Below are 25,127 nucleotides of genomic sequence, written 5' to 3'. Positions count from 1 at the left end.
TGGCTGTGCCCGGTACCCCATCGGGGCACCGGGCGCAGCTGCGGGGCTTCTACTCCCAGCCGAGGGTGTAGACGAACTCGTCGTACGCGTAGCCGGTCGCGCCGCTGGCCATCGGCGGCAGGGTAACCACGGCCGCCGGGTCGCCGTTCTCGTCCATCGTCAGGTCCTCCACCGGCCAGCCGAGGGTGGTCTGCCGGGGGCCGTCCTCGGTCTCCCACACCGTGACCACCAAGGCGTCGTCCGGCAGGTCCACGAGCCGCCCCCACAGCATGGAAGAGCTCATGACGTCCTCGACGGCGTTCACCTGCGGCAAGCCGACCACACAGACCCGGCGGCCGGTCTCGTCGCGGACATGGGCCTGGACCGGCCAGCCGACGACGGCCCAGCCGGACCCGTCGTCGGTCGCGCGCTCGGCGACGACCAGGGCGTCGGCCGGCATCTCCAGGAGCCTGACTCGGAGGGTCGAGACGCGCAGGACGCCTGCGGGCACCTCAAGGGGGACAGTCAGCAACATCGTTGGTCTCCTTGACCGGTAGGCGGCCGGGATTCGCGGTTCCCGACCTGGCTCTGCCATCCTCCACCGGCACCGCTCGCCTTGGGCACAACTGCCGTGCCCTATCAGGACGGTGAAGGCATCAGGGCGAGAACCTCGGCGCGACGGGCCAGGTCGGTGTCCAGCACCCCGGTGAGGTGGGTGGTGACCATGGCCGCGTCGTGCGCCCGGGCGCCGCGCAGGGTCATGCAGGCGTGCTGGGAGCGGATCAGGCACGCTGCGCCCTGGACGTCCAGATGGGAGTCGAGGGCTTCCACCACCTGCCGGCCGAGGCGCTCCTGCACCTGCGGACGGGCGGCGTACTCCTGGGCGAGGCGGGCCAGCTTCGACAGGCCCACGATCCGGGCGCCGGGCTTGGGCAGGTAGGCGACCGTCGCCCGTCCGGGGAACGGCAGGACGTGGTGCTCGCACAGCGCCACGAACGGCACGTGGACGGCGGCGATGATGCCTGGCCGCTCATCCTCCGGCGGGAAGGTCACCTTCAGGTGCCGCGCCGGGTCGAGGTGGACGCCGCTGGTCAGCTCGGCGAGGGCCTTCGCCATGCGGCGAGGCGTGTCGGCGGTGGACTCGCTGTCGCACGGGATGCCGAGGGCCGCGAGCAGGCCGGCGGCGTGATCGGTGGCAGCGTCGAGGTCGATGCCGTCGGGAAGGGTGGTCGTCGTCATCGGTTGCGCTCTCCAGGCCACAGCAGCACGTGCTGCCGCATCGACAGATTCCAGTTCTGGCCGATCACGTGCTCGGCCAGGGAGCGCGCCACGTCGATGGTGCGCTCGGCGGTGGTGCCTTCCGGCATCACCCACACGGCGTGCGGGGGGATGTGGAACCGCTCGACCAGGGCGGCGATCTCCTCGAGGTCGTCCGGGCCGGTGGCGACGAACTTGAAGCGGGCCCGGTCGCGGTGGGAGAGCTCCGCGAACGCCGCCAGAGCCTCGGGGACGATCCGCCGGTCCTCGTCGTCGCCGGCGTTGGCCAGCTTCGGGCTGACGTTGAAGGTCAGCCGCGGCACGCCGAGGGTGACCGGCTGGGGCACGCGGGTGCCGTTGGTCTCGACCTCGACCCGGCGAGTGGTGTGGCGCAGCACCGCCATCCACGACCGCCAGCCGTCGGTCTTCTGGTGCAGCAGGGTTTCTCCGCCGGTGATGACGACGAGGGCGTGCGGGTGCGCGGCGGCCCACTCGGCGAGGTCGACGACCGGGACGCGGGTGATCTCCTTGCGCAGGTCGAACCGCTTGGCGTCCCACGAGTACGGGGTGTCGCACCAGGTGCAGCGGAGGTTGCAGCCGCCGAGCCGGAGGAAGAGGGCGAGCCGCCCGGCGGACGGGCCTTCTCCCTGCACGGTGGGGCCGAACGTCTCCACCACGGGCAGACTGGCCGGCAGGACGAGTGCGCTCACTGCTGCGCCGCCGTCCACGAGGCGGCGTTGACCGCGGTCTCGGACACGCGCACGTGGGAGACGACGGCGCCGGCGGCCCTGGGCAGGGTGTGCAGGGCGCCGGTGGCGACCCGGCTCAGGAGCTCGGCGACGGCTTCGACGCTCGGCCAGCCGAGGTCGGCGGCGTGCCGCTCCTGCTCGGTCGGGTCGTCGGCGCCGAACCGGAACAGCTTGCTGCCGTGTCCGGCGAGGATGGGCGCGAGCGGGTCGGTGTGGCCGAGCATGGTGCCGTGGTCGAGGAACGTGTCGATCCACTCGCGCAGGGCCCGCTTGAACCCTCCGAACTCCACGACGGTGCCGGCCGCGAGGTTGGGCGAGGTGACGGTGATCTCGGCCCACCAGCTGTGGCCGTGCAGGTTCTCGCACTTCCCGGCGAGGTGCGGGAGCCGGTGGGCGGTCTCGAAGTTGTGCCGCACGGTGACGGCGTGCCGCACGGTGAGGGCGCTGTTGTCGCTCACGCCTTGTCCTCCTTCGGCAGACGGATGACGGCGCCGGCCTCTCCGTCCTCGGAAACGGCCACCTCGTCCAGGCGCAGGCCCATCGCGGACAGGTGCTCGGCGAGGGTGCGGGCCAGGGCCTCGCACGAGGCGGGGCCGCACTCGCGGTCGCCGGGGCCCCACCAGGCGCGGATGTGGTCGGCGAGGTCGTGGAACTCGGTGTCGCGGTCGTCGTGGCCGACTTGGACGCTGGCGCGGATGTGGAACAGGTGGCGGTGCCGGGCGCGCAGGTAGATGCGGTGCTCGGGAGCGGCCGGCCAGTGGTGGAAGCCCGGTAGCCGGACCTCCGCCCACACGGTCGCGGTCGCCGCGGCGGGGGTCGTGATCATGGTGTCTCCTTGTCGGTGATGGGCGGGTAGGAGTGCTGGCCGAGCAGCTGCTCCCTGGTGGTCCGCGCGAGGCTCCACACGGTGGTGGTGGCCTCGACGGTCTGCGCGCACATGAGGCAGCAGGCCGTGCGGCCTCGTGTCGGGTGTGCTGGCTGGTCGAGGTCGTAGCTGAACCCGCGGTCGATGACGCCGACCTTGCGCAGTAGGGCGGAGTCGACGCGGACGTTGGGCCAGCGCAGCGGGCCGAGCCAGGTGGAGGAGTCGCAGGAGTCCGGCGGTACGGCCAGGCACCACTCGTTGACGGTCAGGCCGAGCACGTGGACCCACAGGTCGGGGTACTGGCGGTGCCGCTCCCACAGCGTGTGCAGGAGCCTCAGCCGCACCGGGGTGGGGGCCTGGACGACGTTGCCGAAGCAGATCCGGTCGTACTGCTGCGCCAGCTCGTCGAAGTAGTCCCAGCCGTCCACCAACGGGTGGTAGACCGGGATCGGGGCGAGCCCTTCGCCCTCCAGCCGACCTCGGGTGCGGATCTTGTTGTCCCGGCCGCCCTGGTCCAGCTCGATGTAGCCCCACAGCCGGTCGCCGTGGCGCTGCACCAGCTCGACGTACCGGGTGTACAGCTCCTCGAAGCCGTCGATCTCCTCGGGGGCCAGGCGCAGCGCTTCGTCCATCGTCACGCCGGGGTGGGCCCGCTTGTGCCGGTTGGTGAGCCAGAAGATCCCGCTGTCCAGCAGGACCTGGTGACCGGCGTCCAGGAGTGCCACGAGGCGGCGTTCGTGGCCGGCGGTCAGCAGGTCGTTGGTGGCGAGCAGGACGTGGCGGGGGTAGTGCTCAGAGTCGCCCGCGGCGAAGTAGATGTGCCGCTCGTCCTTGTCGAAGGCGCCGCCTCCGGTCTGCCGGATGGCGGGGGGACGGGTGCGGGGGCTCATCGGAGCGTCTCTTCTCGGTCGAGGCGGGCAGGGACCGGACCGCCGGTCAGCTCCTCGAGCCGGTGCGCCGCGTGGTGCCAGCAGCGGCCGAGCGCGGTGGCGGCGTCCGCGCAGATGCGCGCGGCGGCCTCGTAGGAGGCGGTGTCGCCGGGCGCGTACCGGAAGCCGGCGGGCAGGTCGCCGACGCGGCGCAGCAGGGCAGTCTCGATGCGCTGGTGGTTCCAGCGCAGCGGGGCGAGCCAGGAGGAGGAGTCGCAGGAGTCCGGCGCAAGCGGCAGGCACCACTCGTTGGCGGTCAGGCCGAGCGCGTGAATCCACAGGTGTGGATAACTGCGGCGCCGCTCCCACAAGGTGTGCAGGATGCGCAGCCTGACCGGGGCCGATGCCTGGACGACGTTGCCGACACAGATCCGGTCGTACTGGGAGGCGAGCTCATCGAAGTAGTCCCAGCCGTCCACCAGCGGGTGGTAGACCGGGATCGGGGACAGGCCCATGCCGTGGAGCGCGGCGCGCTGCGCCCGCTTGTGCAGGAGGCCGCCCTGGTCCAGCTCGATGTACCCCCACAGCCAGTCCCCGTAGGTCCGAGCCAGGTAGACGTACCGGTCGCGCAGTTCCTTGAAGCCGTCGATGCTCTCGGGCGGCAGCGCCAGGGCCTCGTCCATCGACACCCCGTGCGCGCGCCGGTGCCGGTTGGTCAGCCAGAAGATCCCGCTATCGAGGAGCACCCGCATCCCGGCGTCCAGGAGGCTGCGCAGCCGCTGCTCCTCGGCATCGCCCATCAGCTCGTTGACCGCGGTCAGGACGTACGGGCCGGCGTTGTACTCCCCTCCGCCGGCGGTGAAGTAGATCGGCCGCTCGTTCGGGTCGAAGGTTCCCCCGGCGGTCGGCAGGACCGTCGTCACGACTCGTCTTCCACGAGCACGGGCTGCTGCCCGCTGATCCGCGCCCACTTGTCGAGGAGGTGGCCCGCCAGGTAGCGCTCCGGCTGGACCATGACCAGCCGGCGGCCCATCGCGCGGTCAGCGAACGGGGCGAGCGGGGTGGGGTAGGGAAGGAACAGGCTGTCGTCGATGAGCAGCGGCGACCAGCGCGGCCATCCGTCGAAGACCTCGGCGACCACGAGGCGGTGTTCGCCCAGTTCCCAGACCTGGCCCTTCTCGACCTGGTGCTCCGGTTCGCCGACGGTCACGCCGGCCAGAGCGAGCAGGTCACCGCGGGTGGGCTGGTCCGGCTCGTCGTCCGCCTCTTCCGTGTCCCCGTCAGCGTCCGCACCGGCGGCTTCGCCCGAGTCGAGGTCGGCGAGGAGAACATCGAGCTGGCCGTGGTCGAAGCCGGTCGCGGCGAACAGGTCGGTGTCCACCGCCTCCAGACTCGACAGCATGTCCGCCAGGCCGGCTTCGTCCCATCCGCCGCGCGTGGTCAGGTGGTTGGAGGCGATGAGGTATGCCTCGGCGTGCGCGTCGTCACGCGAGGCCCAGCCCCGCACTACCGGGACCGTCCAGCCGCCGTCCTCGGTGACGACTACGCCTTCCGGCGCGTCCTTCCCGGCGTCCCGGCGGCGCGCCAGTGTCTCGTAGCGGCCGTGGCCGGCCACCAGGCGCCCGGTGCGCTCATCCAGGAGACCGGGCTCGGTGAAGTCGAACTGCTCGACGGACAGGTCCAGCCCGCCGTCGTCGTGCCCTTTCGGGTTCCGCGCGGCGGGCTGGATGTCGTCCAGCGGCATGTAGTCGATGTAGCGGGGGGCAACCATGAGCGGGGAACCTAGGCGGCCTCCCTCGTTAGGTCGCGTCGACCTAACTGCCCAACGGCTGGTGAGGGTTCAGCTTTCCTCGGCACGGTTCACGGCGTGGGTGCTCTGCTCGCTGCGCGGGAGGCGGGCCCGGGTGGGGCCCTGTCGGCTGAACGGGTCGCCGTAGGCCGCCACGAGCGAGTCGTAGATCGGCGTGCCGGCTTCGCGCGGGCCGCCGATCGCTGCGACGGGTGCCGCCACCGGGACAACGACCGGGACGGCGGGTGCCCCAGCAGGCAGGGCGGGGCGGGAGGCAAACCAGGCGGAGGCAGACGAGTCAGCCGAAGACCCAGAGCTGGTCATGTCGATGCAGTTCCCTTCAACTCTCTTGATGACCATGGACGTTAAAAAGCCCGATGGGTGTGGTCGCGGCGAGCCTGGTGCCGGAGATGCGGCCCAGGCCCGCCACGGCCGTGCAACGCGCCACCTGCGGCGCGTGCCGCGTTTGGCGGCCTTACGCGCTCTTGCTGCCGCGCTTCGCGGCCCGCACGCGCCGCACCTCGTCGCGGCCGGCGGTCTGGACCTGCTTCATCGGGTAGTCCAGCTCGTCGAGGGAGGGGCGCTCACCGGGCGGGTTGTCCCAGAACGCCTCCAGCTGCCGCACGCGGGCCGTCAGGTCCGGCTCCGGGTCCTTGAGACGCCCGCCCGTCCGGACGTACTCGTACTCGCCGTAGGTGCCGTAGGGCACGCCCTGCAGCAGGGTCTTGGCGATGGACTGCTGCTTGTCGGCGTCGGACTTCGCGGCCCGGTGCCGGTCGTAGTCCGCCAACGCCCACTCGATGTCGGCTCGGTCCTCGATGAGCGTGTACGACTCCGGGGACCGGCCCGCCGAGGCGGCTTCCTGCATGTTCCAGCAGTGGATGCGGGCTGGGCAGTACCGCCGGCAGATCGGGTCGTTGCTCGGGCCGGGCCGGTCGCGTGGCAGCTCGGTGCCGAGGTCGAGGGCCGTGGCTATGGCGGTCAGCCGGGCCAGCGCGCGCCTGGCTGCGTTCTCGTCGTAGGGCCTCGCGAACTCCTCGTCGGCGCCGCTCTTGCGCTCGAAGTAGATGATCCGCACCTCCCGAACCGCCTCGCCTGCCAGGACCAGGGCGAGGGCGTAGAGCTGCGCCTGGTCCCAGACCTCCTCGGCCGGGCCTCTCTCGCCGACCTGGGACCACTGCCAGTCTCCGGCGGTCTTGAAGTCGTACAGGATGCCGGTGATCGGGTCGTACTCGTCGTAGCGGCTTGGCCGGTCGAGTCCCGGCAGGGTGACGCGCTGCTCGTACAGCCGCCATGGGTAGAGCGCTCGGCGCCGTGCGGCAACCGAGTCGTGGATGAGGATCCCTGCGGTCGCCGCGCGCCGGTCGGTGGGCGCCGGGGTGTAGCCAGGGGGCGGGTTCTCCCGGTACCAGATGGCCTTGCGGCAGGACGTGGTGTCGGAGGCTCCGATCGACCAGTGCCCCTTCGGCCGGGGAGTGCGACGGCTATGCCGACGTGTGCGGTCGTACTCGGCAAGGTCCTGCCCGAGGCTGCGCCCGGTGCCGGCCTGAGCGCGTTCCCGCAGGACGTCGGCCGGATCGCGGCGGTACCTGCCGCAGCCGGTTGGGGCGTGGCCGCCCAAGCGTTTCCTGCCCCGATGGGCGTGGCGAGGGACGCCGCAGCGGCAGGGCAGCATGCGGGGGCCGGTGGTGGTGGCAGCGGCTGCGAGTTCGCGGGCACGCTGGATGAGCAAGGGGTCCAAGGTGAGTCCCGAAGGTGGGCAGGCCGGCCAGCCGCGCGAGGCGACTGGCCGGCCTGCGGGTAAGTAGTGGCGCTCAGGCCTGGTCGGCGGCGCTGCGACCCCACGCGCGGTGGTCGGGGTTCCGGCGGACGAGCATGCCGCCGACGGCGAGGTACTGCGCGGCGTCCTCGTTGTATTCGCGAAGTGCGGCGACTGCGTGGTCTCGAAGCCCGTCGAGGAGCTGGCTCAGCTCTTCGGGTGTGGCCTCGGTGGTGTTCTTGCCGTTGGACTCGCGCCAGCGCCGGGTGATCTGGGTGACGTTCCTGCCGAGGGCGGCCGCGTAGGCGCGCACCTCCGCGCGAAGCTCTTCGAGTGTCGGCGGCCCGGCGGCGTCGTCTGGCGACGGACTCGGCTGATCGCCGTCCGGGTCGGCCTCGGGGTCGCGGTCACCGGTTGTGCTCTCCACGACGGTGCCTCGGATGACCACCGGGCCGGGCTGGGACGCCTCCGAGCGGGCAGCGCGTCGGCGTGCTGTGCCTTCGTCGCGGGCAAGCTCTCGCTGCTCGGCGTCCGCGCGACCCATCTCGTCGTGCTCGTAGATACCGGTCAGCTCGCGGGGGAACGCGACCCTCCATGCCTGGGCCTCGGCCACCTTGCCGATCATGTGGGTGCCCATCACCGGCCAGAGCCCGGAGAGGATCTTGTTGCCGGTCCTCGTGCCGTCGCCGGTGTACGGGTCCCGGGTCCACTCGTCCTTGGTGACGGCGAACTCCTTGAACAGCGCGACAGCCTGAGAGACCGTCCGGTCGCCCGCGATGCTGTAGTGCTCGATGCGGCACATGGCGCCGGCCGGGTGCTCCTCCCCAAGCCACACATCGACCCACCGGCGGCGGTTGATGCCGTCCTCGCCCTCGACCCACCACTTCGGGTCGTCCTCGGGGCCGGTCCAGAACGGGCCCTGGCGGCGGATGAAGCGCTTGGTGCGCTGGCCGATGTGCCGGAAGCCGTCGATGCCGGTCTGCGCGGTGTAGATCAGCTCGTCGGGCTTGTTGTACACCTTGCGCGTGCGCCCGATGTAGTAGATCTCGCGGCGGAACGGGTCCAGGCCCGTGCTCTTGCAGATGTGGAAGAACGCGACCTGCTCGTGGGTAGGTGCGTTCGCGAGTCCGATCGAGGCGAGGGCCGATCGCTGCGCCTTCGTCCAGAACCGCTGATCGGCGGTGATCTCCAGGACCTGGTCGGCGGTCTCGATCGCCATCTCGGCACGGTTGTCGTTCAGCGGCGTGAGCGGCTCGGGCGGGGCCGGCGCATCCTGCCGGACGGCAGCAGGCTTGTCCTGCTGGGTAGTTGTCACCGTGAGGTGCCTTCCTTATCTCCGTGGCGGCACCAGGGTTCGCAGGCCCCGGTGTGGCTGCCTGCGTCTACCCTCCCGCTCCGGGGACGCCCGTGGGAACACCTCACCACGTGGCCAAATCGGCTGCGGAGACTGGAGATTAGGAAGAATGGCCGCCGAGCCAGCGGGGTGCGAATCCCGCCCGGATTCTCGCGCTCCCCTGATAGGAGACAGCCCCGAAGGGTTGGTTGCCAGAGCACGAGGCCGGTCGGCCCGGCGGCCACATCTTCACTCTAGGGTACGGCCGGCGCCAGCCGAAGGTCGATCACCAACCGGAACGGCGGTCCGGAGCGGTGGCCCGCTCCAGTGCGCCGGCCCCGGCGTGCTGCCACAGGCCGTCGTAGAACGTCTTGGACGCCACGACGGCCAGCGCCACGGTGGTCAGTGCGGTCTGGGCGTGCGCGATGTCACCGCGGGCCAGCACGGTGACGATGCCGACGATGGCGGAGGCCACGGCGCCGACCACGGCGCGTACCGGCTTGGTCCACTGCGGCTGCTGGATGAAGGCGGTGGCCCAAGGGGTGACGGCGCCGAGCAGCAGGCCCCACGCCTCGGTGTCGTTCAGGATGTTCGTCACGGTCGCATCTCCCGGGTGCTGGTGGTGTGCTGGTCGGGTTTGGCGCTCATAGCGGCCAGGTCGCCACGAGCGCGATCGCGCAGACGGCCAGGTAGCCGCTGGTGAAGCGATAGCGCTCCAGGAGGCCGGCTTGAGCGGCTACTCCCGGGGCGGTCGCTCGTCCCTTGACAGCGCGGCCGGCAGTCCGGCGAGGCTGAGGCCGGTGATGATCACGCTGGGGTCGGCTGGTGGCGTCCACACTTCCCGGACGATCACCGCCATCCCGAGCAGGAAGAGGATCAGGTCCCGGAGAGTCCGCCAACCGGTGATCTCGCGCCATCTGGTCCTCCATCCGTGCTGTCGGCCAGCGGGTGGCTGCTGGTCGTCCTGGTCCGGTTCCACAGCGGGGGACGGTAGGCCGGGCTGGCCGTTAGGGTCGCGTCGAGGCGGCCTGGAGCTCGGCGATGGTGGCCTCGAGTTCGGCGATCCGCTGCGCCTGTTCGCTTTCGCGGACGGCCCGCGCGGCGTTCTCCTCCCGGGCGAGCGCGAGTTCCGCCTGCGTCTGGCCCCATGCCTCGGCCATCTGAGCGCCAAGGCGTGCGATGTACTTGTCCGCTTCGACAGCGACGGGCGCGGTAGCGGGCTGCATGGTGTCTCCGATCATCGGGCCTGGCTGGGTGAGTTGGTGGGGTGCAGCTCGTGGGTGCAGCGGGTGCCCTGCTCCCGCAGGTGCCGGACGCCGGCGCGTAGCAGGGCGGCCTCGGCCGGGGTGAGCCGGCGGCGGTCTGCTGTTCCGAGCAGGTGGTCGAGTTGGTCAGGGGTGGGCCGCTCGCTCATGCTGTGCCGTCTCCGCTGTCGCTCCGGTGGGCGTCATCGCGCCGGGGCACGGCAGAGTCCCACATCGCGGTGGTGAAGGTCGCGGGGACGGTGGGAGGCGGGGAGGCGGCGTCCGGGGACGCGCCGAGCTGCTGGCGTGCCTGCTCGACGAGGACGGTCTTGGCGGTGACGCCGGCGGTGGTGATGCCGTGGTTGGCTCGGATCAGGTCCAGCGGGTCCGGGGCCAGCGCGGCCGCGGTGCGTTTGGCCGTGGTCGCGGCGGGCGAGACAACGTGGATGCGGGTCCGCTTGGTGTGGGCGATGCGCTCGAGGTGAGCAGCGCGTGCGGTGGCCCGGTCGGGGGCGTTGTGCAGGGTGATGGGCGCTTCCTCGCCGACCTGCAGGCCGTGCAGGGCTTGGGTGGAGGGCGCCGTGAAGCCCTTGGCGGCGGCCGGATCGCGCTCGCGATGCTCGATGGGGTCCGGGACGAATGGCTCGTGCAGAAGGATGTCGAGGATCTGGTTGATGCCGGCGGTCGTGGTGTGGTCGATGTCGTACTCGGCGGCCCGCCACTCCAGCGAGGAGGTCGGGAAGACGGTGAGGTGGTGTCCGCCGTCAGGCCGTTGCTGGCGCACCTGCCAGCACTCGGTGGTGCCGACCCGGACGACGCTCGCGTCTACGACTCGGTACTGCTCGGGCATGTGGGTCACTTCCTGTCTCAGATGCGGAATGCCCAGAAGCCCACGCTTCCGTCTGGGCTGGCGGATTCGAGGCCGACGGTGAAGCCGGTGCGGGAGGACGCGGTGACCTGCCACTTGCGGAGCGCCCGCGAGTCCCGGAGGGTCACGATCGGCACCATGTCCGAGTTCATGGTCGGGCCGAAGCCGAGCGACATGGCGGCCCAGTTGTTCTGCTGCACGGTGCCGGTGAACAGCCCTCGATCGGGCTCGGCGTACCAGTAGTTCGGCCAGGTGCCCTTGTACTGGAGGGCGGCGTTGTCGAGCCAGATCTCGCTGCTGGAGCCGTCATCGTTGCGCCGGCCGAAGGTGGGCCCCCAGCTCTGGGCGGTGACGTAGCTGTGCAGCTTGTCCTCCAGGATGTAGGCAAGCGCTGCGCCTTCGGTGGCGTTCATCCGCACTGCTCCGCCCCAGGGCATCTGGCTGTCCGTGCGGATGGTCTCCAGCGCGGAGACGTACTCAGTCAGGTAGAGGCGGTATGCCGCTGTCTGCCCGTTGGCGGGGAAGGTGCCGGAGTTCAGGCCGATGTAGGCGGCTCCGTTGTTGCCGCCGATGGCGTTGATGAAGGCGTAGTTGCTGCCGTTCGTCGGGAAGAAGCGGATCTCCGGCAGGCCGCCGCCGGGGTTGATCTCGATCCGCTGGCCGGTGACGCCGCTCGACAGTCCTCCCACGATCTTCACGGAGCCGTTGGCTGCCGCGATCGAGACCGTCTGGAGTCCGTCGGCGTTCCAGGCTCCGATGCCTCCGGAGTTCAGTTCGACCCTCGCTCCGCTCTCGGCTGTCTTGATGCGGGCGGAGACCGTGACATCGGCCTTGAGCTGGCCGACCGTCAGCTTGCTGGCCGAGACGGTGCCGATGTTCGCGTCCTGGATCGTGGCGAGGGCGATCTTCGCGCCGACGATCGTGGCGTCGGCGATCTGGACCGCCCCGATGATGTTGGCCGGGAACTCCAGCGCCTCCAAAGTGAGCATGTCGATCTCGGTGACCGCGGCGGCGCCGCCGTCCACGTTGAGCAGCAGGTGAGGGCGGACGTACCGCACGTTGGGGTGGAGGCTGGTGGGCTTCTGCGGGTCGGGCTGGGTGGTCCAGAAGGGTCCTGCGGCGGGGCCGTAGCCCTTGAGGAAGCCTGTGAGGGTGACCCAGCCGCCTCCGGGCGCGAGGGGCGTAGCGTTGGCGGCGACGGTGAACGGCAGGTCGACCGCGTTGGTGCCGGCGGTGTTGATCCGGGTGAGGCCGTCGGCGGCGATCCCGGTGAGTCCGGCGGTGATCTTGCAGGCGGTGCCGGTGGTCTGCCGGACGCGCACGGACATGCGGTACAGGACCGCCGGGTCGAGGAGCAGGTTCTCGGACCATTCCAGGCGCAGCACCTTGGAGGCGACGAGGGCGCGGGCGCCGGTGGGGGCGTCCGGCCGGGCGGCGGTGCTCCAGGTGGCGCCGGCGTCGCCGGAGGTCTTCACCCACCGCGGGTCGTCGGAGGCGAAGCCGGTGAAGAAGGAGGTCTGCAGGCTGGCGCGCTCGACATCCGCCCACTTGCCCGCGGTGAGGATCTTGTCGGCGAGGTCGGAGCCGATCACCATGTCGGGGATGGCGGAGACTTCGGCGGACGGGGCGGAGGCGTTGCCCGCGCGGTCCACGGCCCGGAACTTGAGGTAGTAGGTGGTGCCGTACGCCAGGCCGGTGACCGGTGCGGCGGCCGCGCCGGTCAGCCGGTCGACCACGGTCGCGGCGGTGGGAGTGAAGCCGGCGGCGGTGGAGGCGTGGACCTCGAGGGCTGCGAAGTCGGCGGGCATCGTCTCGCCCTGGGCGCCGAGCCCGTCCCAGGTGGCGCGGATGCCGCCGATCAGCCGGGCCAGGACGGGCTTGGACGGGACGGGCGGCGGTGTGGTGTCGGTGGCGAGGACGATCTCCTCGGACAGCTGCCAGCCGGAGGAGTTGCCGGAGGCGTCCACGGTGCGCACGCGGGCCTGGACGCGCTGTCCGGCGGGCAACTGGTCGTAGTGCGCGACGGTGCCGTTCACGGCCTGCTCGGGCGACCACTGCGGGGCCTGGCCGCCGATGGGCAGGCCGGGCAGCAGGTAGGAGACGAAGTAGTTCCCGGCGTCGTCGTACACGGTGCCGTCGGCGTTGTCGGTGACCTTCGGCCAGGACACGGCCAGGGCCGCGTGCTGCTGGCCTTCGGAGTCCAGGTAGGCCCACGAGCCGACCAGCACCGCCGCTGGCGCCTTGGGCGCCACCGTGTCGTTGCGGTCGCCTAGCGGCGGCAGCGGGGTGCGGGAGGCGGAGGCGGCACCGTTGGTGAGCGCGTCCAGGCGGCGCTGGATGCGGATGCGCTGCTCCACGAAGACGTCGTTCAGCTCCAGGGAGCTGGTCGGCTGGCCGCCCTCGTCGTAGGTGGTGGCGATGGTCCGCACCCGCAGCGGCTCCAGCGTGGCCGGGTCGGTGCGCCGCTGGTCGTAGCGGATGTAGTCGCCGGGCTGGTAGTCGATGCCGGGGCGGTGCTGGGTGACGGCCGGGTCGAGTTCGATGGTGAAGCCCTCGGCGGCCGAGGTCATGCCGCCGAGGGTGACGCGGGCCAGCTCGGCGAGGGTGGCGGCGTCGGTGATGCCGCCACGCCCGTCGAACGCCTCGCGGCGGCCGAACCGGGCGGCCGCGGTGGCATCGACGACCTCTGCCAGGGCGCCCCCGTCGCCGGCGGCCAGCAGGTGGGAACGGACGGTGCGGCGGGAGCGCTGCCGGGGCCCCTTGAGGACGTCGCGGCCCAGGTAGAGCACGATGCCGGGGTGGTCGGTGGCGCAGACCGTGTCGGGCACGTAGGCACGGAGCCGGTAGCCCTCCATCCGTACGTCGGCCCAGCCGGCGCCGGTGACGGCCTGCACGGTCTTGAGCAGGTCGCCGCCGGCGTCGTACTGGGCTGTGTAGGTGGTGGGCCAGGGCCGTCCGGCGCTGTCGGTGGCGGAGGTGAAGTCCCAGGTGACCTCGGGCAGCGCGCCGCGGGCTTGGGCGCGCTGCAGCAGGGTGGCGAGGATCGCGCCGGGGCTGGCGTTGACGAACGGGAAGTGCGGGTCGAGGCCGATGACCGGCGCGCCGGGGGTGTGCCCGGCCGGGTAGATCAGGGCACGCTCCAGCAGGGCGAGGGATCCCCGGCAGCCGACCTGGACGGGGCGGGCCTCGCCGCCTCCGTCGGCCGGGTCATCGCCGTCGTCCTCGAGCAGGTATCGCTCCGGCCGTTCGGTGCCGTCGATGACGAGCGCGATCCGCGGGTCGTCGCCGGACAGCAGCGCGGCGCCGGGGGCGTTGCGGGCGTAGGAGAAGGTGAGGGCTCCGGGCCCGTTGTGCTCGGACTGGACCTTCAGGTCGCTCGGGTAGGGCAGGAGGCCGAGCAGGGGCCCGCTCGGGCTGTAGACGCGCAGGTGGATGGCCACGGTGGGTGCTCCGGTGTCAGGTCAGGTAGGCGCGGCGGCCGGTGACGGTCAGCTGGGTGCCGGCGCCGGGGTTCGTGCCGGTCAGGCGCACGCTCGGCGGCGTGCCGGGACGGCCGGGGGCCAGGCGCAGGAAGGCCGGTCCGGTGTTGGTCAGGCGCGCCGGGTCGGGGACGAGGCCGCCGGTGCCGGTCAGCTGCCAGGTGGCGGAGTCCACGGTGAGGGTCTGGCTGGCGGCGATCTGCCCGGTGTAGGTGAAGGAGTCGCCGTTGCGGCCGGGCCCGTCGCTGGTGTCGGTGACGGTGGGCGCGGTGATCGGCCCGGTGATGCGGTAGGCGAGCTGATCCATGGGTGCGGTGGCGTCCGTGAACGGAGCAAGGTCGAGGTCTTGCGGCAGCGGGGAGCCGGGGGCGGTGGCCTCGAAGGCGATGTCGCCGGACTCCCAGTAGCCGGCGGGCACGTTGACCTCCACGCCGACCCGCATGCCGTTCTGGCCGAGCGGGGTGGGCGCGAGGGCGGACAGGACCTCGCCCTGGCAGCGGCGGAGCTGCCCGGCTGCGGTGTACCGCTCGAAGGTGAGCAGCCGGTGCGGCCGGGCGATGGCGCGCAGCAGGTCTTCCCAGGCCTGTTCGACGGCCTGCCAGCCGCCTGCGCGAGGGGCCAGCCACAGGGCGAGGGTGAACTTGCCGGGGCCATGGTGTTTGGGCCTCCACAGTTCCCCGATCCGGTTGGGCACGGCGGCGTTGGCGCCGACGACGGCGGGGGTCGTGACCAGCCCGGACCGGTATTCCACGTCTCGCACGAGGCCGTCGGTGAGTTCGTAGCCGTCCACCAGCCAGCGTTCGCGGGCCATCAGGCGCTCTCCTTGTCGAACAGGCCGAAGCTCGCGAGGGCCCGCAGCCGGTTGTTGACGGTCTCGCCCGGGGTCTCCGGCAGCGGGTTGGTGATGTACTGCACGATCGCGCCGGGCGAGATGACTGTGCCGATGCGGTTGCCCTGGCCGCCGTCGGCGAGCTGCCCGCGGGCGGCGTTGAGGGCGCCGACGGCCGAGGTGCCGCCGAGGCCGCGCACGGCCTGCGGGGTGAGGACGCCTTCGCCGGGGCTGAGCCGGGCCAGGGTGGAGTCCTGGCCGGGCGCGTACCCGGGGACGACGCCGCCGGTGGCGTAGCCACGAACGAAGGCCAGCACGCCGTCCACGGCGCGGTTGACCATGCCGCGCATCATGTCGCCCCAGGCGTTGTCGGGCATCCAGTTGAACCAGCTGCGCAGGGGGTTGAGGGCCTTGGCCAGGGCGCCGGCGGCCCAGCCCCGTAGCCGGTCCATCGCGCCGTCGACGAGGCCGCCGAGGAAGTAGCCCTGGACGGGCGCGCCAGCCTGCGCCAGGCGGCCGGCGCGGGCGGCGTCGTTCAGCGCGGTGATGCCGCCTTCTCCGCCGAGCTGCCGCACGGCCTGCGGGATCAGCACGCCCTCACCGGGGCTGAGCATCGCGGGCACGGTGTCGCGGCCCGGGGCGTACCCGGGCACGACACCACCTCGCGCGAAGTTGACGGTGAAGCTCGGGAGCTTACCGAGGCCGAAGGTGTCGGCCAGGGAGTTCCACAGCCGACGGATACCGCCGTCATAGACGATGTTGACCCAGAACTTGATGGGCCAGCCGAAGACGGTCGTCAGGGTCGGCCAGATCCACTTGACGAAGTCAACGAGGCCCTGGAGGGCGCCCCGCACTCCGGAGACCAGCCCCCCGATGGCGGCGTTCACGACGTTGCGGAACCACTCGGACCGTTCGTAGGCCGTGATGAAGGCGACGACCAGCGCGGCGATGGCGGTGATGATCAACATCAGCGGGTTCGCCGACAGCGCGAGCATGGCCACCCGGACCGCGGCGATCGCGTTCGAGACGGCCATCAGTCCGGCGGCGACGCCGGCAATCGTCAGCAGCGCGGAGACGAACGGTCCCATGCCAGGGATCGACAGCAGGACCTGCACGGCCGCCGCGACGGCCTGGAGAACCAGCAGGAACCCGGACAGGGTGCTGCCCAGGCCCCCGAGTTCGGCGGCGATGTTCGCCACCGAGGTGATCAGGCTGAGCAGTTGGCCCCACAGCTGGCCGTTGCCGAGTGCCCCGGCCAGCTGGGTGACGGCGGGCAGGAACTCGGTGCGCAGCCGGGCGATCAGCGGGGCGAGCGCCGGGTTGTTCGTGAAGTTGAACCAGGCGACGGCGACGGCCGCGACCAGTCGCCCGATCTCCTGGACGACGGGGACGGTGTTGGCGAAGTACCCGGCCAGCTTGGCCTGGGTCTCGCCTTCGCCGGTCAGGGTGCGGAAGCTCGCGGCGGCGGTGGACAGGGAGTTCAGCAGGGTCTGCCCGGCCGGGGCGGCGGCCTGGCCGATGTTGAACACCCCGACGACGATGTCCCGCAGGATGCCCCACAGCTGCGCTCCGGTGTCGCCGGCGCGTTGGAAGAACGCGCTGAGCTGCCCGCCGTCACGGGCGGTCTGGATGAACGCGGCGGCGGTGGCCATGCCGCGCTCGGCGGCGCCGGCCAGCCGCTCCACCAGCGGCCCGGCTGCGACGGTGATGTTCCGCAGGATGTCGGCGGCGCTCAGGCCGGCGTTGGCCAGCATGCCGATGACCCGCGTGTTGGTGGCGGCCACCTGCGCCAGGTCCGCCCGCCAAGGCCCGGACGTGGCCAGCTCCGATGCCCGGATGGCGGCCTGGCCGAGGACCTGGCCGGTCTGGGAGATGGCGTTGTTGAAGATCGGCAGCAGCTGCATGCCGCGGGTGATGGCCTGCTCCAGCGGCGGCAGGAGCGCTTCCTGCGCGGAGTCGCGAAGCCCGCGCAGGGCCGGCTGGACGGTGCCCTGGAGGAAGCGGGCGAAACGCTGCCCGGCCGGGGAGAGCTTGTCGAGGGCCGCAGCGGCGGCGTTGGCTGCCGAGCTGCTGCCCGAGAGGGCCTGCGACTGGTCGCGCAGTGCCCGCGCCACGTCCCGCTGCGCGTCCGCGACCTGCTCGGCGGAACGTTTCTGCTGGCGCTGCCCCTCGCGGACCGTGCGGTCCAGCTCGGTGTGCGCGTCCTGCACCTCGCGGACGGCCTCGACCCGGGCGCGCGCCGCCTGCTGCTCGGCATCCTGGACGCCCCGGACGGCGTCCTGCTCGGCTTCCTGAGCGCGGGTCAGCTGCTCCTTCGCGGAGGTGACCTGATCGCTGCCCTCGACGCCTTCCTGGTTCGCCTTCTTGGCGTCCTCGGCGAGGCGCTGGTTGCGGGTACGGACGTCCTCGAGCTGGTTGACCGCCTCCTGGTAGGCGATCTGTGCTTCCCGCCGGTCCGTCTCCGACGCGAACGGCGAGGTGTTGACCTGGTTGAGGCGCGAACGAGCGTCTTCCAGGCCCAGGAGGGCCTTCTGCTCCTCCAGCGGCCCACGGGCAAGGTCGCGGTTCAGGTCCTCCAGGGAGCGCTGCGCTTCCCGCCGGGCGTCGTTGAGGGCTTCCTGCGCCCGTGTGGTCGCCTGCTGGGCGCGGGTGACGGTCAGCTCGGCCTGGGCCAGCTGCCGGTCCGCCGCAGCCACGGCCGCGGCCGCCTGCTCCTGGACATCGGCGAGCCGGCGCCGGGCCTGCGCGACCTGCTCGGCGCCGTTGATGGACTGCTCGTCGGCGTCCCGCTGAGCCGCTACGAGACGGCGCTGGGCGTCCGCGACCCGGTCTGCGGCGGCCTGGCGGGCCTGAGCGGCAGCAGTCGCCGATCCGGCCGCCTGGGTGTCGGCTTGCCCGAGGGCCTTCACGGCCGCGCCGATGCCGGAGAAGGCGGCCAGCACGGTGCCGGCTCCCTGCGCGGCGGCCGTCATGGCGCCGGGGAGTACCCCGAGGAGTCCGACCGCGGGGGCGGCTGCGGAGCCCATGGCGAACAGGCCGGCAGCGGCCTGGGTGAGGGCCTGTCCGAGCGCGAGGGCACCGGAGGCCATCGCGGGCAGGCGCGCCAGCCCGGCGATGGTGGATCCCAGGCCCTCGGCCGCCGCTGCCAGACCGCCTCCGGCGGCCCCTGCGCCACCTGAGCTGGGGTTGAGAGGCACGTTGACGGGCCGCTCCGCCATCGTCCGGAACGCCGCCATGCGGGCGGACGCGGCCGCGGTGTCGACCTCGACCTTGACCTTGACGGACATGCCGGCGAGAGCGGCACGCACCTGGGACCGCAGACTCGCCGCGTCCACGTCCACGGCGAGACGGACCCGCGTCGAGGCGGCCTCGGCGACGGCCCGCACACGTTCCTTGAGCCCGCCGTTGTCGAGGGCGGCAACGACCCGCAGGTATGCGACGCCACGCGTCGCCTCCCGGATCTTCGCGTTCAGGCCGTCGGTGTCCAGGTCGACGCCGACCTGGACCCGGGCCTTGGCCGCCTGCGCGGCGGCCTGGACTCGCTGCCGCAGGCCGGTGGTGTCCGCGTCGACACGGACCCTGGCCTTGAGGTTGCGGGTCGCCGCATCGACGCGGGCTCGCGCGTCCTGCGCGAAACCTCCCAGGTCCGCGACGACCTGGACCCGGAGACGGCCGGAGTCGATCTCATCCGCCACTGCGGACCGCCTTCCTGGTAGTGCCGCGCAGGACGGCGACTGCGCGGGCCATCTCGTCCGCGCCCGAGTCGTGCGTGTGGCCGGGCCGCAGATGGGCCGGGCGGGGAAGCTCAACCGGCTTCCGCAGGCGGCGCTCCGCCGCCAGTACCGAGATCAGCTCGACGGCCTGCGCGAGGAGTTCCTGCGTCAGGCCCCACCGGTCGGAGCCGACTTCGCCGGCGTCCCGGCGCAGCAGCGCCTCCGCCGGCAGACCGCGCATCAGGGTCAGGAGGCGGCGGGTACCGAGGAATCCAGGGTCACCGGGCCGTCGCCAGACACCGCGGGCATCGAGGCGGTAGAAGCGCTGGAGGTCGGCTTCGAGGTCGTCCCAGCGTTCGAAGGCGTCTCGGACGGCCCGATGAGTTCCCCCAGGCTGGCACCGCCGCCCATGTACTTCGACCAGGCGTAGCGCGCCAGTTCCACCACGTCGGAGTGGCTGGGCCGCTTGGCCATCAGCCGGCTGTAGCCGTCCGCCCCGAGCAGCCTGCGGCCCATCTCCCCGAACGCGGCGATCAGGTCGGACGGAAGGCTGGGCTCGGAGCCGAGCACGTCCACGATCAGGCCGGCGGCCTCTGCCTGCTGCTCCCCCTTGGACTGGGCGGTCTCCACGAGCTTGCGCAGCAGCAGCGGCAGGTAGGGGATGCCGACGAGCGGCTGCCACACCTCCAGGGGAAGTTCGGCGGGCAGGACGGCCACCTCGGCGCCGCCGAAGCTGACGGGCTCCTCCCCGACGGTGTACTCGGCCTGCACGGTACGCGCCTTGTCGGCAGCGGCGGCCAGGCGGCGCGCGCGGGCGGCATCCAGATCGATCCCGGGCATCAACGGCTCCTCAGTCTGTCGGGCGGTGATCGCGGCAGACGCTAGGAGCGGCCAGGGGTTAGCGTCGCCCCGAGATGCGCGCCTCACGGGCCTAATAGGCGGCTCGTGCAGACGACGGGGACCACGGCTTCCCGTGACCCCTCGGCAGGCTTCCACCGCTTGATCTTGCCGAGGTGTGGGGCAGCAGTGGCCACCACGGCTTCACTCGTTCGTGGCCTTCTGCGCGTCGTCAGCCTGAGGGCGCTCTGACCTCGACATGATCGTCGCGACGTGGCTCCACGTGATCGCGCCGCGTCGACCCGACCAGCCGTACACAACCCTCTGTGGCTCCGAGGCGCGATGCCCGCACTCGGGGCCCGGCCGAGACGAAGGAAACCGTCATGGACGACAAGGCGTATGTGCACGTCAGCGGCAACAAGGCAGAGATCCACCTGCCCGCCGGTGTGACAGCCCACGTCAAGGTGAAGAGCAACTCGAAGTTCACGCAGAAGGTGGAGCTCAAGGACAGGTCCGGCGAGGTGGACCTGCTGATCTCCGGCACTGGCGAGGGCAACACGATCATCGGGGACAAGACGATCACCCCGGGCCGGAACTTCCTGCTCGACGCCGTCTTCGAGTACGCCGACGCCGACGGCGTCTTCAAGCCGAGCCGCCTGAACTCCGGCGGCCCGTACGACATCGGCAATTACAACCTGATGGTCGTCGTCGCCGAGAACGGCGACGACGCCGACTACAACGACGCCATCCTCGAATTCAGCTGGTACACCAAGTAGCAGCGGATCCCGGCTGGGCCTCGTCGTGCTCGGCAACGTGCGCGGGAGGAGGGGCCGGACGGGCGGGCCGGAGAACCCTATTGGGCCTTCCGGCCCGACCGCCGTTCCGGCAGTTCCATCTACCTCCACTGGTCTGTCGGTCCGGCCAACCTCTGGCCTGGCCGCCGGCGATGGGCATAGCGAAGCCCCGGCGGGGTGAGAGCCGGGGCTTCGCGGGGGCGGCCGGGCCGGCTACGGGCACAGCGGAACGAAACGCCAACTTCGTTGGCAGGATGGCTGGTCAGGCCGCCGGGGCGAACCCGGGATCGTCGGTGAGGTCGTACCACGGGTCGCCCACCGCGCCGCCGACGACCTTGAGTTCCAGCGGCAGCGTGGACTCTGCGTCGTTGGGGAACTTCTGGTTGACCGAGGCGACCTGCTCGCACAGGGGGATGATCCGCCGGTAGTGCTTGGAGCCGTCGATCAGCTCAACAACGGCAGCGAACTGGGTGCGGCCTCCGACGGCCGGCGGCGCGTACCGGTAGAACGTCTTGCCGTTCTGGGTCACGCTCGTGACCGCCCCGCCGCCGTACACAGCGGTGATGTTCGCGGCGTTCCACTCCTGAAGCTCGACCTTCACCGTGGCCGCGTCCTCGGTCTGGATGGTGCGCGCGGTGTACCGGAGCTGGTGAGACTTGATCTCCTCGAACTTCGGGTCGGTGTTCCACTCCAGCGACCCGGGCTTAAACAGGCCCACGTCCTTCCAAGCAGCTGGCAGGGCCACGATCGGATCGGCGGGCGCGGCCGTACCCGGCACCGCCAGGTACAGCCGCGCCATCTGGGCGACGAACATGCTCTCCGTAGGCACGGTCGATCTCTCCTTGGGGCGGACCGGTAGGACTGCGCGGACCGTAGGCCGCGCCCCGCCATAGCGTCGCGCCGTCCCCGGGCGAGGCTCCGGCCCGCCATGGCGCCCCCGCGCGCGTAGGGCTGTCGCAGAACTCGCGGAAATGCCCGCAGTCAGCTGGCAGCCGGGTGGGCGGTCAGCGCCACGACCCCGACGTACCGGCCCTGGCCTGTCGGTTCGGGCAGCCACCCCCCGGTCGACAGGGCCTGCACGAACGTGACCACGGGCTGCCCGGGGAGGGCCGGGCGCGCAGTCAGCTGGTGCAGGGCCTTCACCGCGGTCGTGAACGCCAGGCGCAGCGCGGGCCGGGCCGTCGTACGGTCCAGGTCCCCCAGAGCCTCGACCTGGAGGTTGAACGTACCGAGCCAGCGCCATCCTGGAGCGGAGCCGCCCGGGATCTGGGTGATGCGAATACGCGGGTAGGGCGGGGCGTTGCGCGCCCCGACCCTGCCTGCGCCGCCGAGCACTGCTGTCAGCTCATGGTGGTTGGACAGCCAGTCCACCGCGAGCAGTTCGGCGTCGAGAGACGCGAGATCACGCACTCGCCTTGCCCTCAGCCTTGTCCGCCGGCGGCTTCGGCGCGAGCTGCTTGCGGGCCGGCTCCGGCGCGAGCGCCTTCGCCACAGCCTGCGGATCCGACGGATCGACGCCAGCCACGTACCCGGCGGAGATCAGCTGCCGGGCCTCGTGGCGCGGCACGTCGATCTCGTCGCCCGGGGCCAGTTGCTCGTCTTCCCGGGTGAGGTGGTGGGCGAGGACGATCCGGATGCGATCGGTGTCAGCCATTGACGGCTCCTTCGTACGGGGATGGGGTGACCGGGCGAAGGAAACCAAGCCGGCGCGGCTACCGTCCCGCCGGGGCGTGCAGAGCCGCGCTCTGTCCTCCCCCTGCGGCCTCAGCGGTGCCGGGCGGCGACCTGGGAGGCGGCGCCGCTCATGAAGTGCGTGCCCGCGCCGGCGGCGAACTCAGCTTCAGCGGCCCGCGGGTAGTGGCACGAGATGTCCGCTTCGGCGCGCGAGCCGAGAATGGCGGCCTTGCCGGCCGTGATGGTCGCCGCGACGGCTTCCGGGTCCTCGGTGACGGTGCACCGGCACCCTGCCGTCTCTCCCACCGGGCCGTTCGGGTCCCGGGGCCGGTCCAGCAACCCTTCGCCGACGTGGAACGGCACCGGGGCGGGCACCGTCTGGCCGTCGGCGGCATGGTGACTGGGCCGTGCCTGGCCGTCCTCGCGGGTGTGCCACGTCTTCGCGGCGGGAGCCAGACGCCGCGCCTCCGCCGCCACTTCCTCGGCAAACCGTTCAACATGCCGGGCTGCCAGCGGCGCGAGGCGGGCTTCGATGTCCGGGGGCAGTTCCAGTCGCGCCATCAGGGGTGTCCCTCCGCTCGGGTGCCGCCCGCGGTCCGTGGCCGGCCGGTGACGCGCACGTAGTTGAGTCCGGGGTCGGCCGTGTTCTTCAGCTCGTCGGCGACCAGGACGGTCCACTCGGTCCCGGACGCGGGTTCCACCACCAGATCGCCGACGAGCAGCGTGCCGACGCGCGGGTCCAGCGCCAGGTGCCAGGTGCCGTCGGGCTGAGGCTGAGCGCGTCCGGGCCACGGCCCCCGTAGGTTGCCGAGGGGGCCGGCCGTCTCGTCCCCGTAGGCGTCGAGCACCGGCAGGCCCCGGGTACGGGCACCGAGCTGCCGGTCAGCGAGGTGGACGGCCATCACATGCTCCACGTGCGCGGGGTGCCCGGGACAGTGAGCCCTGGCGGGGTCGGCCGCACGGGGGCCTGGTAGACGCGGCGGCCGCGCAGCCGCCACCGGTCGGTGGTGGCGAGGTCCGGTGGTGTGAGGAGCATGGGCGGCTCGGTGGTGGTGTCGTAGGTGACCGACTGGCCTTCGACGGACGCGGAGGAGACTCGACGCTGCCGGATCGGCGCATCGGCCAGGACGGGGTGGTGGCAGGCGGTGGCGCGCAGCCACAGGCGCAGCGGGGCGGTCTCGGGGTCGGATCGGGCGTCGATGCCGGCCACGTACTTGACGGTGTACGTGGGCACGCCGAACGGTCCGGACCGCGAGTCAGGGTCCGCAGTCGCGGAGAGCACGGTGACGACGGGGGTGTGGTGCAGGATCCAGCCCTCGGGGCCGGCTTGGACGCCGGTCTCGGTGTACTCGGCGGGAACCAGCGGCCGGCCAAGGTGGGCCACGAGGGCGTCTTGGGCGTCCTCGATGGCGGTCTCAATGCGCTCACGTACGTCAGCAGCGAGAGGTGCCGCGTAGCCGAGGCGCCGCGCGACATCCTCGGCCGTCACGATCAGCTCAGTCATGGCCCTCCTCGTTCCGGTCACCAGTTCGGAGGCTGACGCTAGGCAGTCATGCAGCTTGTGTCCTTCCGGAACGGCCGGGCACGCTGGCCCGGCCGTCCGTGACGACGTCACTCTTCGACCTTTGGTGGTCGGCCGCCCGCACTCCGCCAGGCCCCGTATGGGTCACCGGCAGCTCGTCACGCCTGGGCGAAACCCCAGGCCAGTTCCGCGTCGGTGACCACATCCGCGAGCGCCTGCACCTCGCGCCGACCCATCTGGGTCACATACGCGGCGACGTCCGGTCCCAGCAGCTCCAGCGCGAGGTGGCTGACCTCCATCGCCCGGACAGCGTCGATCAGGCTGGCGGGCAGGACGGGCGCGTCCCACACCTCGTAGCCGTCGCCCTCGCACGCCTCCGGTGCCTTCAGCCCCCGGGCCAGGCCGTGCCGGATCCCGGCCGCCAGCACGGCCAACGCCAGATACGGGTTCGTGTCCGCGCCTGGCACCCGCACCTCCAGGTGCAGTCCCCGGCCGTGTCCGACGGACCGCACCGCGCACGTCCGGTTGTCGCGCCCCCACACGCTGCGCGTCGGCGCGAAGCTCAGCGGCCGAAGCCGCTTGTAGGAGTTGACGTACGGCGCCCACATCGGCCCCGCCTCGGGCAGCAGCTCCAGCAAGCCCGCCACCGCGTGAAGTCCTTCGGCCGACAGCTCGGTCTCCGAACGCGCCGCGCACATCACCGGCTGCTCGTCGCGCCACAGCGATACGTGCAGGTGCATGCCGGAGCCAACGCCGGAGTCGGGGGCTGCCATGAACGTGGCCGCCATTCGGTGCTGGTCCGCCACCGTCCGGACAGCGTGCTTGAACAGCACGTGCTGGAAGCACGCCCCGACCGCATCTCCATATGGAAACGTGACCTCCACCTGCCCCGGCGCGCTCTCGGTCTTCACCGCCTCCACCGGCATCCCGGCCTCGCGCAGTACGCGGCGCAGATGCCGCGTGTAGGCAGTCAGCCGCGACGGCTGGTCGAGGGAGTAGTCACGGTTGTCCCGCGTCACCGGCACCAACTGGCGGAAGCCGCCGTCGGCAGCCTGCGCGGCGGTCCCCTCGAAGACGACGAACTCGGTCTCGATCCCGACCTTCAGCCGATACCCGAGCCCGGCGAGCTGGTCGAGCTGCTCCTGCAGGATCGCAACCGGGCCGGTGGGCAGGGGCACACCATCAGGGGCGATCGGCTCGGCAGGCAGCAGCGCCGTGGCCGGCAACCACGGCAGCAGCGTCGCCCGCGCCCGGTCGGGTAGCAGGAGTACGTCGCCGAACCCGCCGCCCCACGCGGTGGCGGACATCCCCAGATCCGTGTCGAACAGGTAGCCGCACACCTCCGGCGTCAGGGAACCGCCACCCAGCCGGGGAAGCAGGAAGTCCGCATCGAACTCCTTGCCCTTGAGCCGGCCCTGGCCGTCGACCACCCCGAGCAGCACAGTGTCCACTGTGCCGTCGGCCACCCAACCGGATAGCGCGTCCCCGCTATTGCCAGTCGATACCCACGGGGCGCTCGAAGGGGCTGTCCGTGCTTGCTTCAGTCGCGTCCGGGCCATCACACGAC

At 71.8% G+C, this 25,127-nt stretch carries 28 protein-coding genes; 1 reads left to right on the top strand and 27 read right to left on the bottom strand.

Annotation, left to right across the window (positions count from 1 at the left end; genetic code table 11):
* Window positions 1–49: 49 nt before the first annotated feature.
* The 20 genes from ACQ614_RS26675 to ACQ614_RS26580 form a co-directional block, all read right to left on the bottom strand.
* Window positions 50–514, bottom strand: a complete 465-nt coding sequence (locus ACQ614_RS26675; protein WP_431681259.1) for a hypothetical protein — start codon at window positions 512–514, stop codon at window positions 50–52.
* A 104-nt stretch (window positions 515–618) separates the two neighbouring features.
* Entirely contained in the window at window positions 619–1,218 is a 600-nt protein-coding gene (gene folE, locus ACQ614_RS26670; RefSeq protein ID WP_431681257.1) for a GTP cyclohydrolase I, read from the bottom strand.
* Window positions 1,215–1,946: a 7-carboxy-7-deazaguanine synthase QueE gene (locus ACQ614_RS26665; protein ID WP_431681255.1), complete on the bottom strand. Its 732-nt coding sequence runs from the start codon at window positions 1,944–1,946 to the stop codon at window positions 1,215–1,217. Before ACQ614_RS26665 ends, folE begins: the two co-directional genes overlap by 4 nt.
* Window positions 1,943–2,443 carry a 6-pyruvoyl trahydropterin synthase family protein gene (locus ACQ614_RS26660; protein ID WP_431681254.1) on the bottom strand — a complete coding sequence of 167 codons (501 nt, stop codon included), beginning with the start codon at window positions 2,441–2,443 and terminating at the stop codon, window positions 1,943–1,945. The genes ACQ614_RS26665 and ACQ614_RS26660 overlap by 4 nt, the downstream gene beginning before the upstream one ends.
* Window positions 2,440–2,811, bottom strand: a complete 372-nt coding sequence (locus ACQ614_RS26655) for a hypothetical protein (RefSeq protein WP_431681253.1) — start codon at window positions 2,809–2,811, stop codon at window positions 2,440–2,442. Before ACQ614_RS26655 ends, ACQ614_RS26660 begins: the two co-directional genes overlap by 4 nt.
* Complete coding sequence (locus tag ACQ614_RS26650; RefSeq protein ID WP_431681251.1) at window positions 2,808–3,740, bottom strand: hypothetical protein; 933 nt, start codon at window positions 3,738–3,740, stop codon at window positions 2,808–2,810. Before ACQ614_RS26650 ends, ACQ614_RS26655 begins: the two co-directional genes overlap by 4 nt.
* Window positions 3,737–4,642 carry a hypothetical protein gene (locus ACQ614_RS26645; protein WP_431681249.1) on the bottom strand — a complete coding sequence of 302 codons (906 nt, stop codon included), beginning with the start codon at window positions 4,640–4,642 and terminating at the stop codon, window positions 3,737–3,739. Before ACQ614_RS26645 ends, ACQ614_RS26650 begins: the two co-directional genes overlap by 4 nt.
* The gene (locus ACQ614_RS26640; protein WP_431681248.1) at window positions 4,639–5,490 is read right to left on the bottom strand and encodes a hypothetical protein; all 852 of its coding nucleotides are present in this window, start codon (window positions 5,488–5,490) and stop codon (window positions 4,639–4,641) included. Before ACQ614_RS26640 ends, ACQ614_RS26645 begins: the two co-directional genes overlap by 4 nt.
* 69 nt (window positions 5,491–5,559) lie before the next feature.
* Window positions 5,560–5,730 carry a hypothetical protein gene (locus ACQ614_RS26635; protein WP_431681247.1) on the bottom strand — a complete coding sequence of 57 codons (171 nt, stop codon included), beginning with the start codon at window positions 5,728–5,730 and terminating at the stop codon, window positions 5,560–5,562.
* Window positions 5,731–5,983: 253 nt separating this feature from the next.
* Window positions 5,984–7,240, bottom strand: a complete 1,257-nt coding sequence (locus ACQ614_RS26630; RefSeq protein WP_431681245.1) for a hypothetical protein — start codon at window positions 7,238–7,240, stop codon at window positions 5,984–5,986.
* Window positions 7,241–7,322: 82 nt separating this feature from the next.
* Window positions 7,323–8,582, bottom strand: a complete 1,260-nt coding sequence (locus ACQ614_RS26625) for a recombinase RecT (protein ID WP_431681244.1) — start codon at window positions 8,580–8,582, stop codon at window positions 7,323–7,325.
* A gap of 304 nt (window positions 8,583–8,886) precedes the next feature.
* Complete coding sequence (locus ACQ614_RS26620; RefSeq protein WP_431681243.1) at window positions 8,887–9,198, bottom strand: hypothetical protein; 312 nt, start codon at window positions 9,196–9,198, stop codon at window positions 8,887–8,889.
* Between the two features lie 409 nt (window positions 9,199–9,607).
* Window positions 9,608–9,841 carry a hypothetical protein gene (locus ACQ614_RS26615; protein ID WP_431681242.1) on the bottom strand — a complete coding sequence of 78 codons (234 nt, stop codon included), beginning with the start codon at window positions 9,839–9,841 and terminating at the stop codon, window positions 9,608–9,610.
* The gene (locus tag ACQ614_RS26610; RefSeq protein WP_431681241.1) at window positions 9,838–10,014 is read right to left on the bottom strand and encodes a hypothetical protein; all 177 of its coding nucleotides are present in this window, start codon (window positions 10,012–10,014) and stop codon (window positions 9,838–9,840) included. Before ACQ614_RS26610 ends, ACQ614_RS26615 begins: the two co-directional genes overlap by 4 nt.
* A complete protein-coding gene (locus ACQ614_RS26605; RefSeq protein ID WP_431681240.1) occupies window positions 10,011–10,694 on the bottom strand; it encodes a hypothetical protein in 684 nt (227 codons plus the stop codon). The genes ACQ614_RS26610 and ACQ614_RS26605 overlap by 4 nt, the downstream gene beginning before the upstream one ends.
* A gap of 17 nt (window positions 10,695–10,711) precedes the next feature.
* Window positions 10,712–14,152 (bottom strand): hypothetical protein, encoded by a 3,441-nt coding sequence (locus ACQ614_RS26600; protein ID WP_431681238.1) that lies wholly within the window; start codon window positions 14,150–14,152, stop codon window positions 10,712–10,714.
* Window positions 14,153–14,168: 16 nt separating this feature from the next.
* On the bottom strand, window positions 14,169–15,002 hold the full coding sequence (locus ACQ614_RS26595; protein ID WP_431681236.1) for a hypothetical protein: 834 nt from the start codon (window positions 15,000–15,002) through the stop codon (window positions 14,169–14,171).
* Window positions 15,002–18,715 carry a hypothetical protein gene (locus ACQ614_RS26590; protein ID WP_431681235.1) on the bottom strand — a complete coding sequence of 1,238 codons (3,714 nt, stop codon included), beginning with the start codon at window positions 18,713–18,715 and terminating at the stop codon, window positions 15,002–15,004. The genes ACQ614_RS26595 and ACQ614_RS26590 overlap by 1 nt, the downstream gene beginning before the upstream one ends.
* Window positions 18,705–18,974, bottom strand: coding sequence for a hypothetical protein (locus tag ACQ614_RS26585; RefSeq protein WP_431681233.1), 270 nt, complete (start codon window positions 18,972–18,974; stop codon window positions 18,705–18,707). Before ACQ614_RS26585 ends, ACQ614_RS26590 begins: the two co-directional genes overlap by 11 nt.
* A 5-nt stretch (window positions 18,975–18,979) precedes the next feature.
* Window positions 18,980–19,573 carry a hypothetical protein gene (locus ACQ614_RS26580; RefSeq protein WP_431681232.1) on the bottom strand — a complete coding sequence of 198 codons (594 nt, stop codon included), beginning with the start codon at window positions 19,571–19,573 and terminating at the stop codon, window positions 18,980–18,982.
* A gap of 380 nt (window positions 19,574–19,953) precedes the next feature.
* Between ACQ614_RS26580 and ACQ614_RS26575 the strand changes: the two genes are divergently transcribed.
* Complete coding sequence (locus ACQ614_RS26575; protein WP_431681231.1) at window positions 19,954–20,346, top strand: fucose-binding lectin II; 393 nt, start codon at window positions 19,954–19,956, stop codon at window positions 20,344–20,346.
* A 280-nt stretch (window positions 20,347–20,626) separates the two neighbouring features.
* Here the strand turns inward: ACQ614_RS26575 and ACQ614_RS26570 are convergent, their stop codons facing one another.
* From ACQ614_RS26570 to ACQ614_RS26540, 7 genes are all read right to left on the bottom strand, one after another.
* Window positions 20,627–21,193, bottom strand: a complete 567-nt coding sequence (locus ACQ614_RS26570) for a hypothetical protein (RefSeq protein WP_346143405.1) — start codon at window positions 21,191–21,193, stop codon at window positions 20,627–20,629.
* Between the two features lie 152 nt (window positions 21,194–21,345).
* A complete protein-coding gene (locus tag ACQ614_RS26565) occupies window positions 21,346–21,774 on the bottom strand; it encodes a hypothetical protein (protein WP_431681229.1) in 429 nt (142 codons plus the stop codon).
* Window positions 21,767–22,018 (bottom strand): hypothetical protein, encoded by a 252-nt coding sequence (locus tag ACQ614_RS26560; RefSeq protein WP_431681228.1) that lies wholly within the window; start codon window positions 22,016–22,018, stop codon window positions 21,767–21,769. The genes ACQ614_RS26565 and ACQ614_RS26560 overlap by 8 nt, the downstream gene beginning before the upstream one ends.
* 110 nt (window positions 22,019–22,128) lie before the next feature.
* Complete coding sequence (locus ACQ614_RS26555; protein ID WP_431681226.1) at window positions 22,129–22,599, bottom strand: hypothetical protein; 471 nt, start codon at window positions 22,597–22,599, stop codon at window positions 22,129–22,131.
* Entirely contained in the window at window positions 22,599–22,940 is a 342-nt protein-coding gene (locus ACQ614_RS26550; RefSeq protein WP_431681224.1) for a hypothetical protein, read from the bottom strand. The genes ACQ614_RS26555 and ACQ614_RS26550 overlap by 1 nt, the downstream gene beginning before the upstream one ends.
* Window positions 22,940–23,542 (bottom strand): hypothetical protein, encoded by a 603-nt coding sequence (locus ACQ614_RS26545; protein WP_431681223.1) that lies wholly within the window; start codon window positions 23,540–23,542, stop codon window positions 22,940–22,942. The genes ACQ614_RS26550 and ACQ614_RS26545 overlap by 1 nt, the downstream gene beginning before the upstream one ends.
* Window positions 23,543–23,718: 176 nt before the next feature.
* Window positions 23,719–25,002, bottom strand: coding sequence for a glutamine synthetase family protein (locus ACQ614_RS26540; RefSeq protein WP_431681222.1), 1,284 nt, complete (start codon window positions 25,000–25,002; stop codon window positions 23,719–23,721).
* Window positions 25,003–25,127: the final 125 nt, after the last annotated feature.

Source organism: Kitasatospora dryopteridis, from assembly GCF_050749075.1.
Lineage (GTDB): Bacteria > Actinomycetota > Actinomycetes > Streptomycetales > Streptomycetaceae > Kitasatospora.
Note: the sequence above shows the minus strand (reverse complement) of the source record. Positions and strands in the feature narration are given on the sequence as shown.

Excerpts from the sequence above, each read along its gene's own strand:
- ACQ614_RS26555 (WP_431681226.1), bottom strand. The coding sequence starts at position 22,599 with ATGGCGCGACTGGAACTGCCCCCGGACATCGAAGCCCGCCTCGCGCCG.
- ACQ614_RS26675 (WP_431681259.1), bottom strand. The coding sequence starts at position 514 with ATGTTGCTGACTGTCCCCCTTGAGGTGCCCGCAGGCGTCCTGCGCGTC.
- ACQ614_RS26640 (WP_431681248.1), bottom strand. The coding sequence starts at position 5,490 with ATGGTTGCCCCCCGCTACATCGACTACATGCCGCTGGACGACATCCAG.
- ACQ614_RS26580 (WP_431681232.1), bottom strand. The coding sequence starts at position 19,573 with ATGCCCGGGATCGATCTGGATGCCGCCCGCGCGCGCCGCCTGGCCGCC.
- ACQ614_RS26655 (WP_431681253.1), bottom strand. The coding sequence starts at position 2,811 with ATGATCACGACCCCCGCCGCGGCGACCGCGACCGTGTGGGCGGAGGTC.
- ACQ614_RS26575 (WP_431681231.1), top strand. The coding sequence starts at position 19,954 with ATGGACGACAAGGCGTATGTGCACGTCAGCGGCAACAAGGCAGAGATC.
- ACQ614_RS26610 (WP_431681241.1), bottom strand. The coding sequence starts at position 10,014 with ATGAGCGAGCGGCCCACCCCTGACCAACTCGACCACCTGCTCGGAACA.
- ACQ614_RS26605 (WP_431681240.1), bottom strand. The coding sequence starts at position 10,694 with ATGCCCGAGCAGTACCGAGTCGTAGACGCGAGCGTCGTCCGGGTCGGC.
- ACQ614_RS26560 (WP_431681228.1), bottom strand. The coding sequence starts at position 22,018 with ATGGCTGACACCGATCGCATCCGGATCGTCCTCGCCCACCACCTCACC.
- ACQ614_RS26615 (WP_431681242.1), bottom strand. The coding sequence starts at position 9,841 with ATGATCGGAGACACCATGCAGCCCGCTACCGCGCCCGTCGCTGTCGAA.
- ACQ614_RS26585 (WP_431681233.1), bottom strand. The coding sequence starts at position 18,974 with ATGCGCGGTCTGCCGGCGGAGGCGCTGCTGCGCCGGGACGCCGGCGAA.
- ACQ614_RS26595 (WP_431681236.1), bottom strand. The coding sequence starts at position 15,002 with ATGGCCCGCGAACGCTGGCTGGTGGACGGCTACGAACTCACCGACGGC.
- ACQ614_RS26650 (WP_431681251.1), bottom strand. The coding sequence starts at position 3,740 with ATGAGCCCCCGCACCCGTCCCCCCGCCATCCGGCAGACCGGAGGCGGC.
- folE (WP_431681257.1), bottom strand. The coding sequence starts at position 1,218 with ATGACGACGACCACCCTTCCCGACGGCATCGACCTCGACGCTGCCACC.
- ACQ614_RS26550 (WP_431681224.1), bottom strand. The coding sequence starts at position 22,940 with ATGGCCGTCCACCTCGCTGACCGGCAGCTCGGTGCCCGTACCCGGGGC.
- ACQ614_RS26545 (WP_431681223.1), bottom strand. The coding sequence starts at position 23,542 with ATGACTGAGCTGATCGTGACGGCCGAGGATGTCGCGCGGCGCCTCGGC.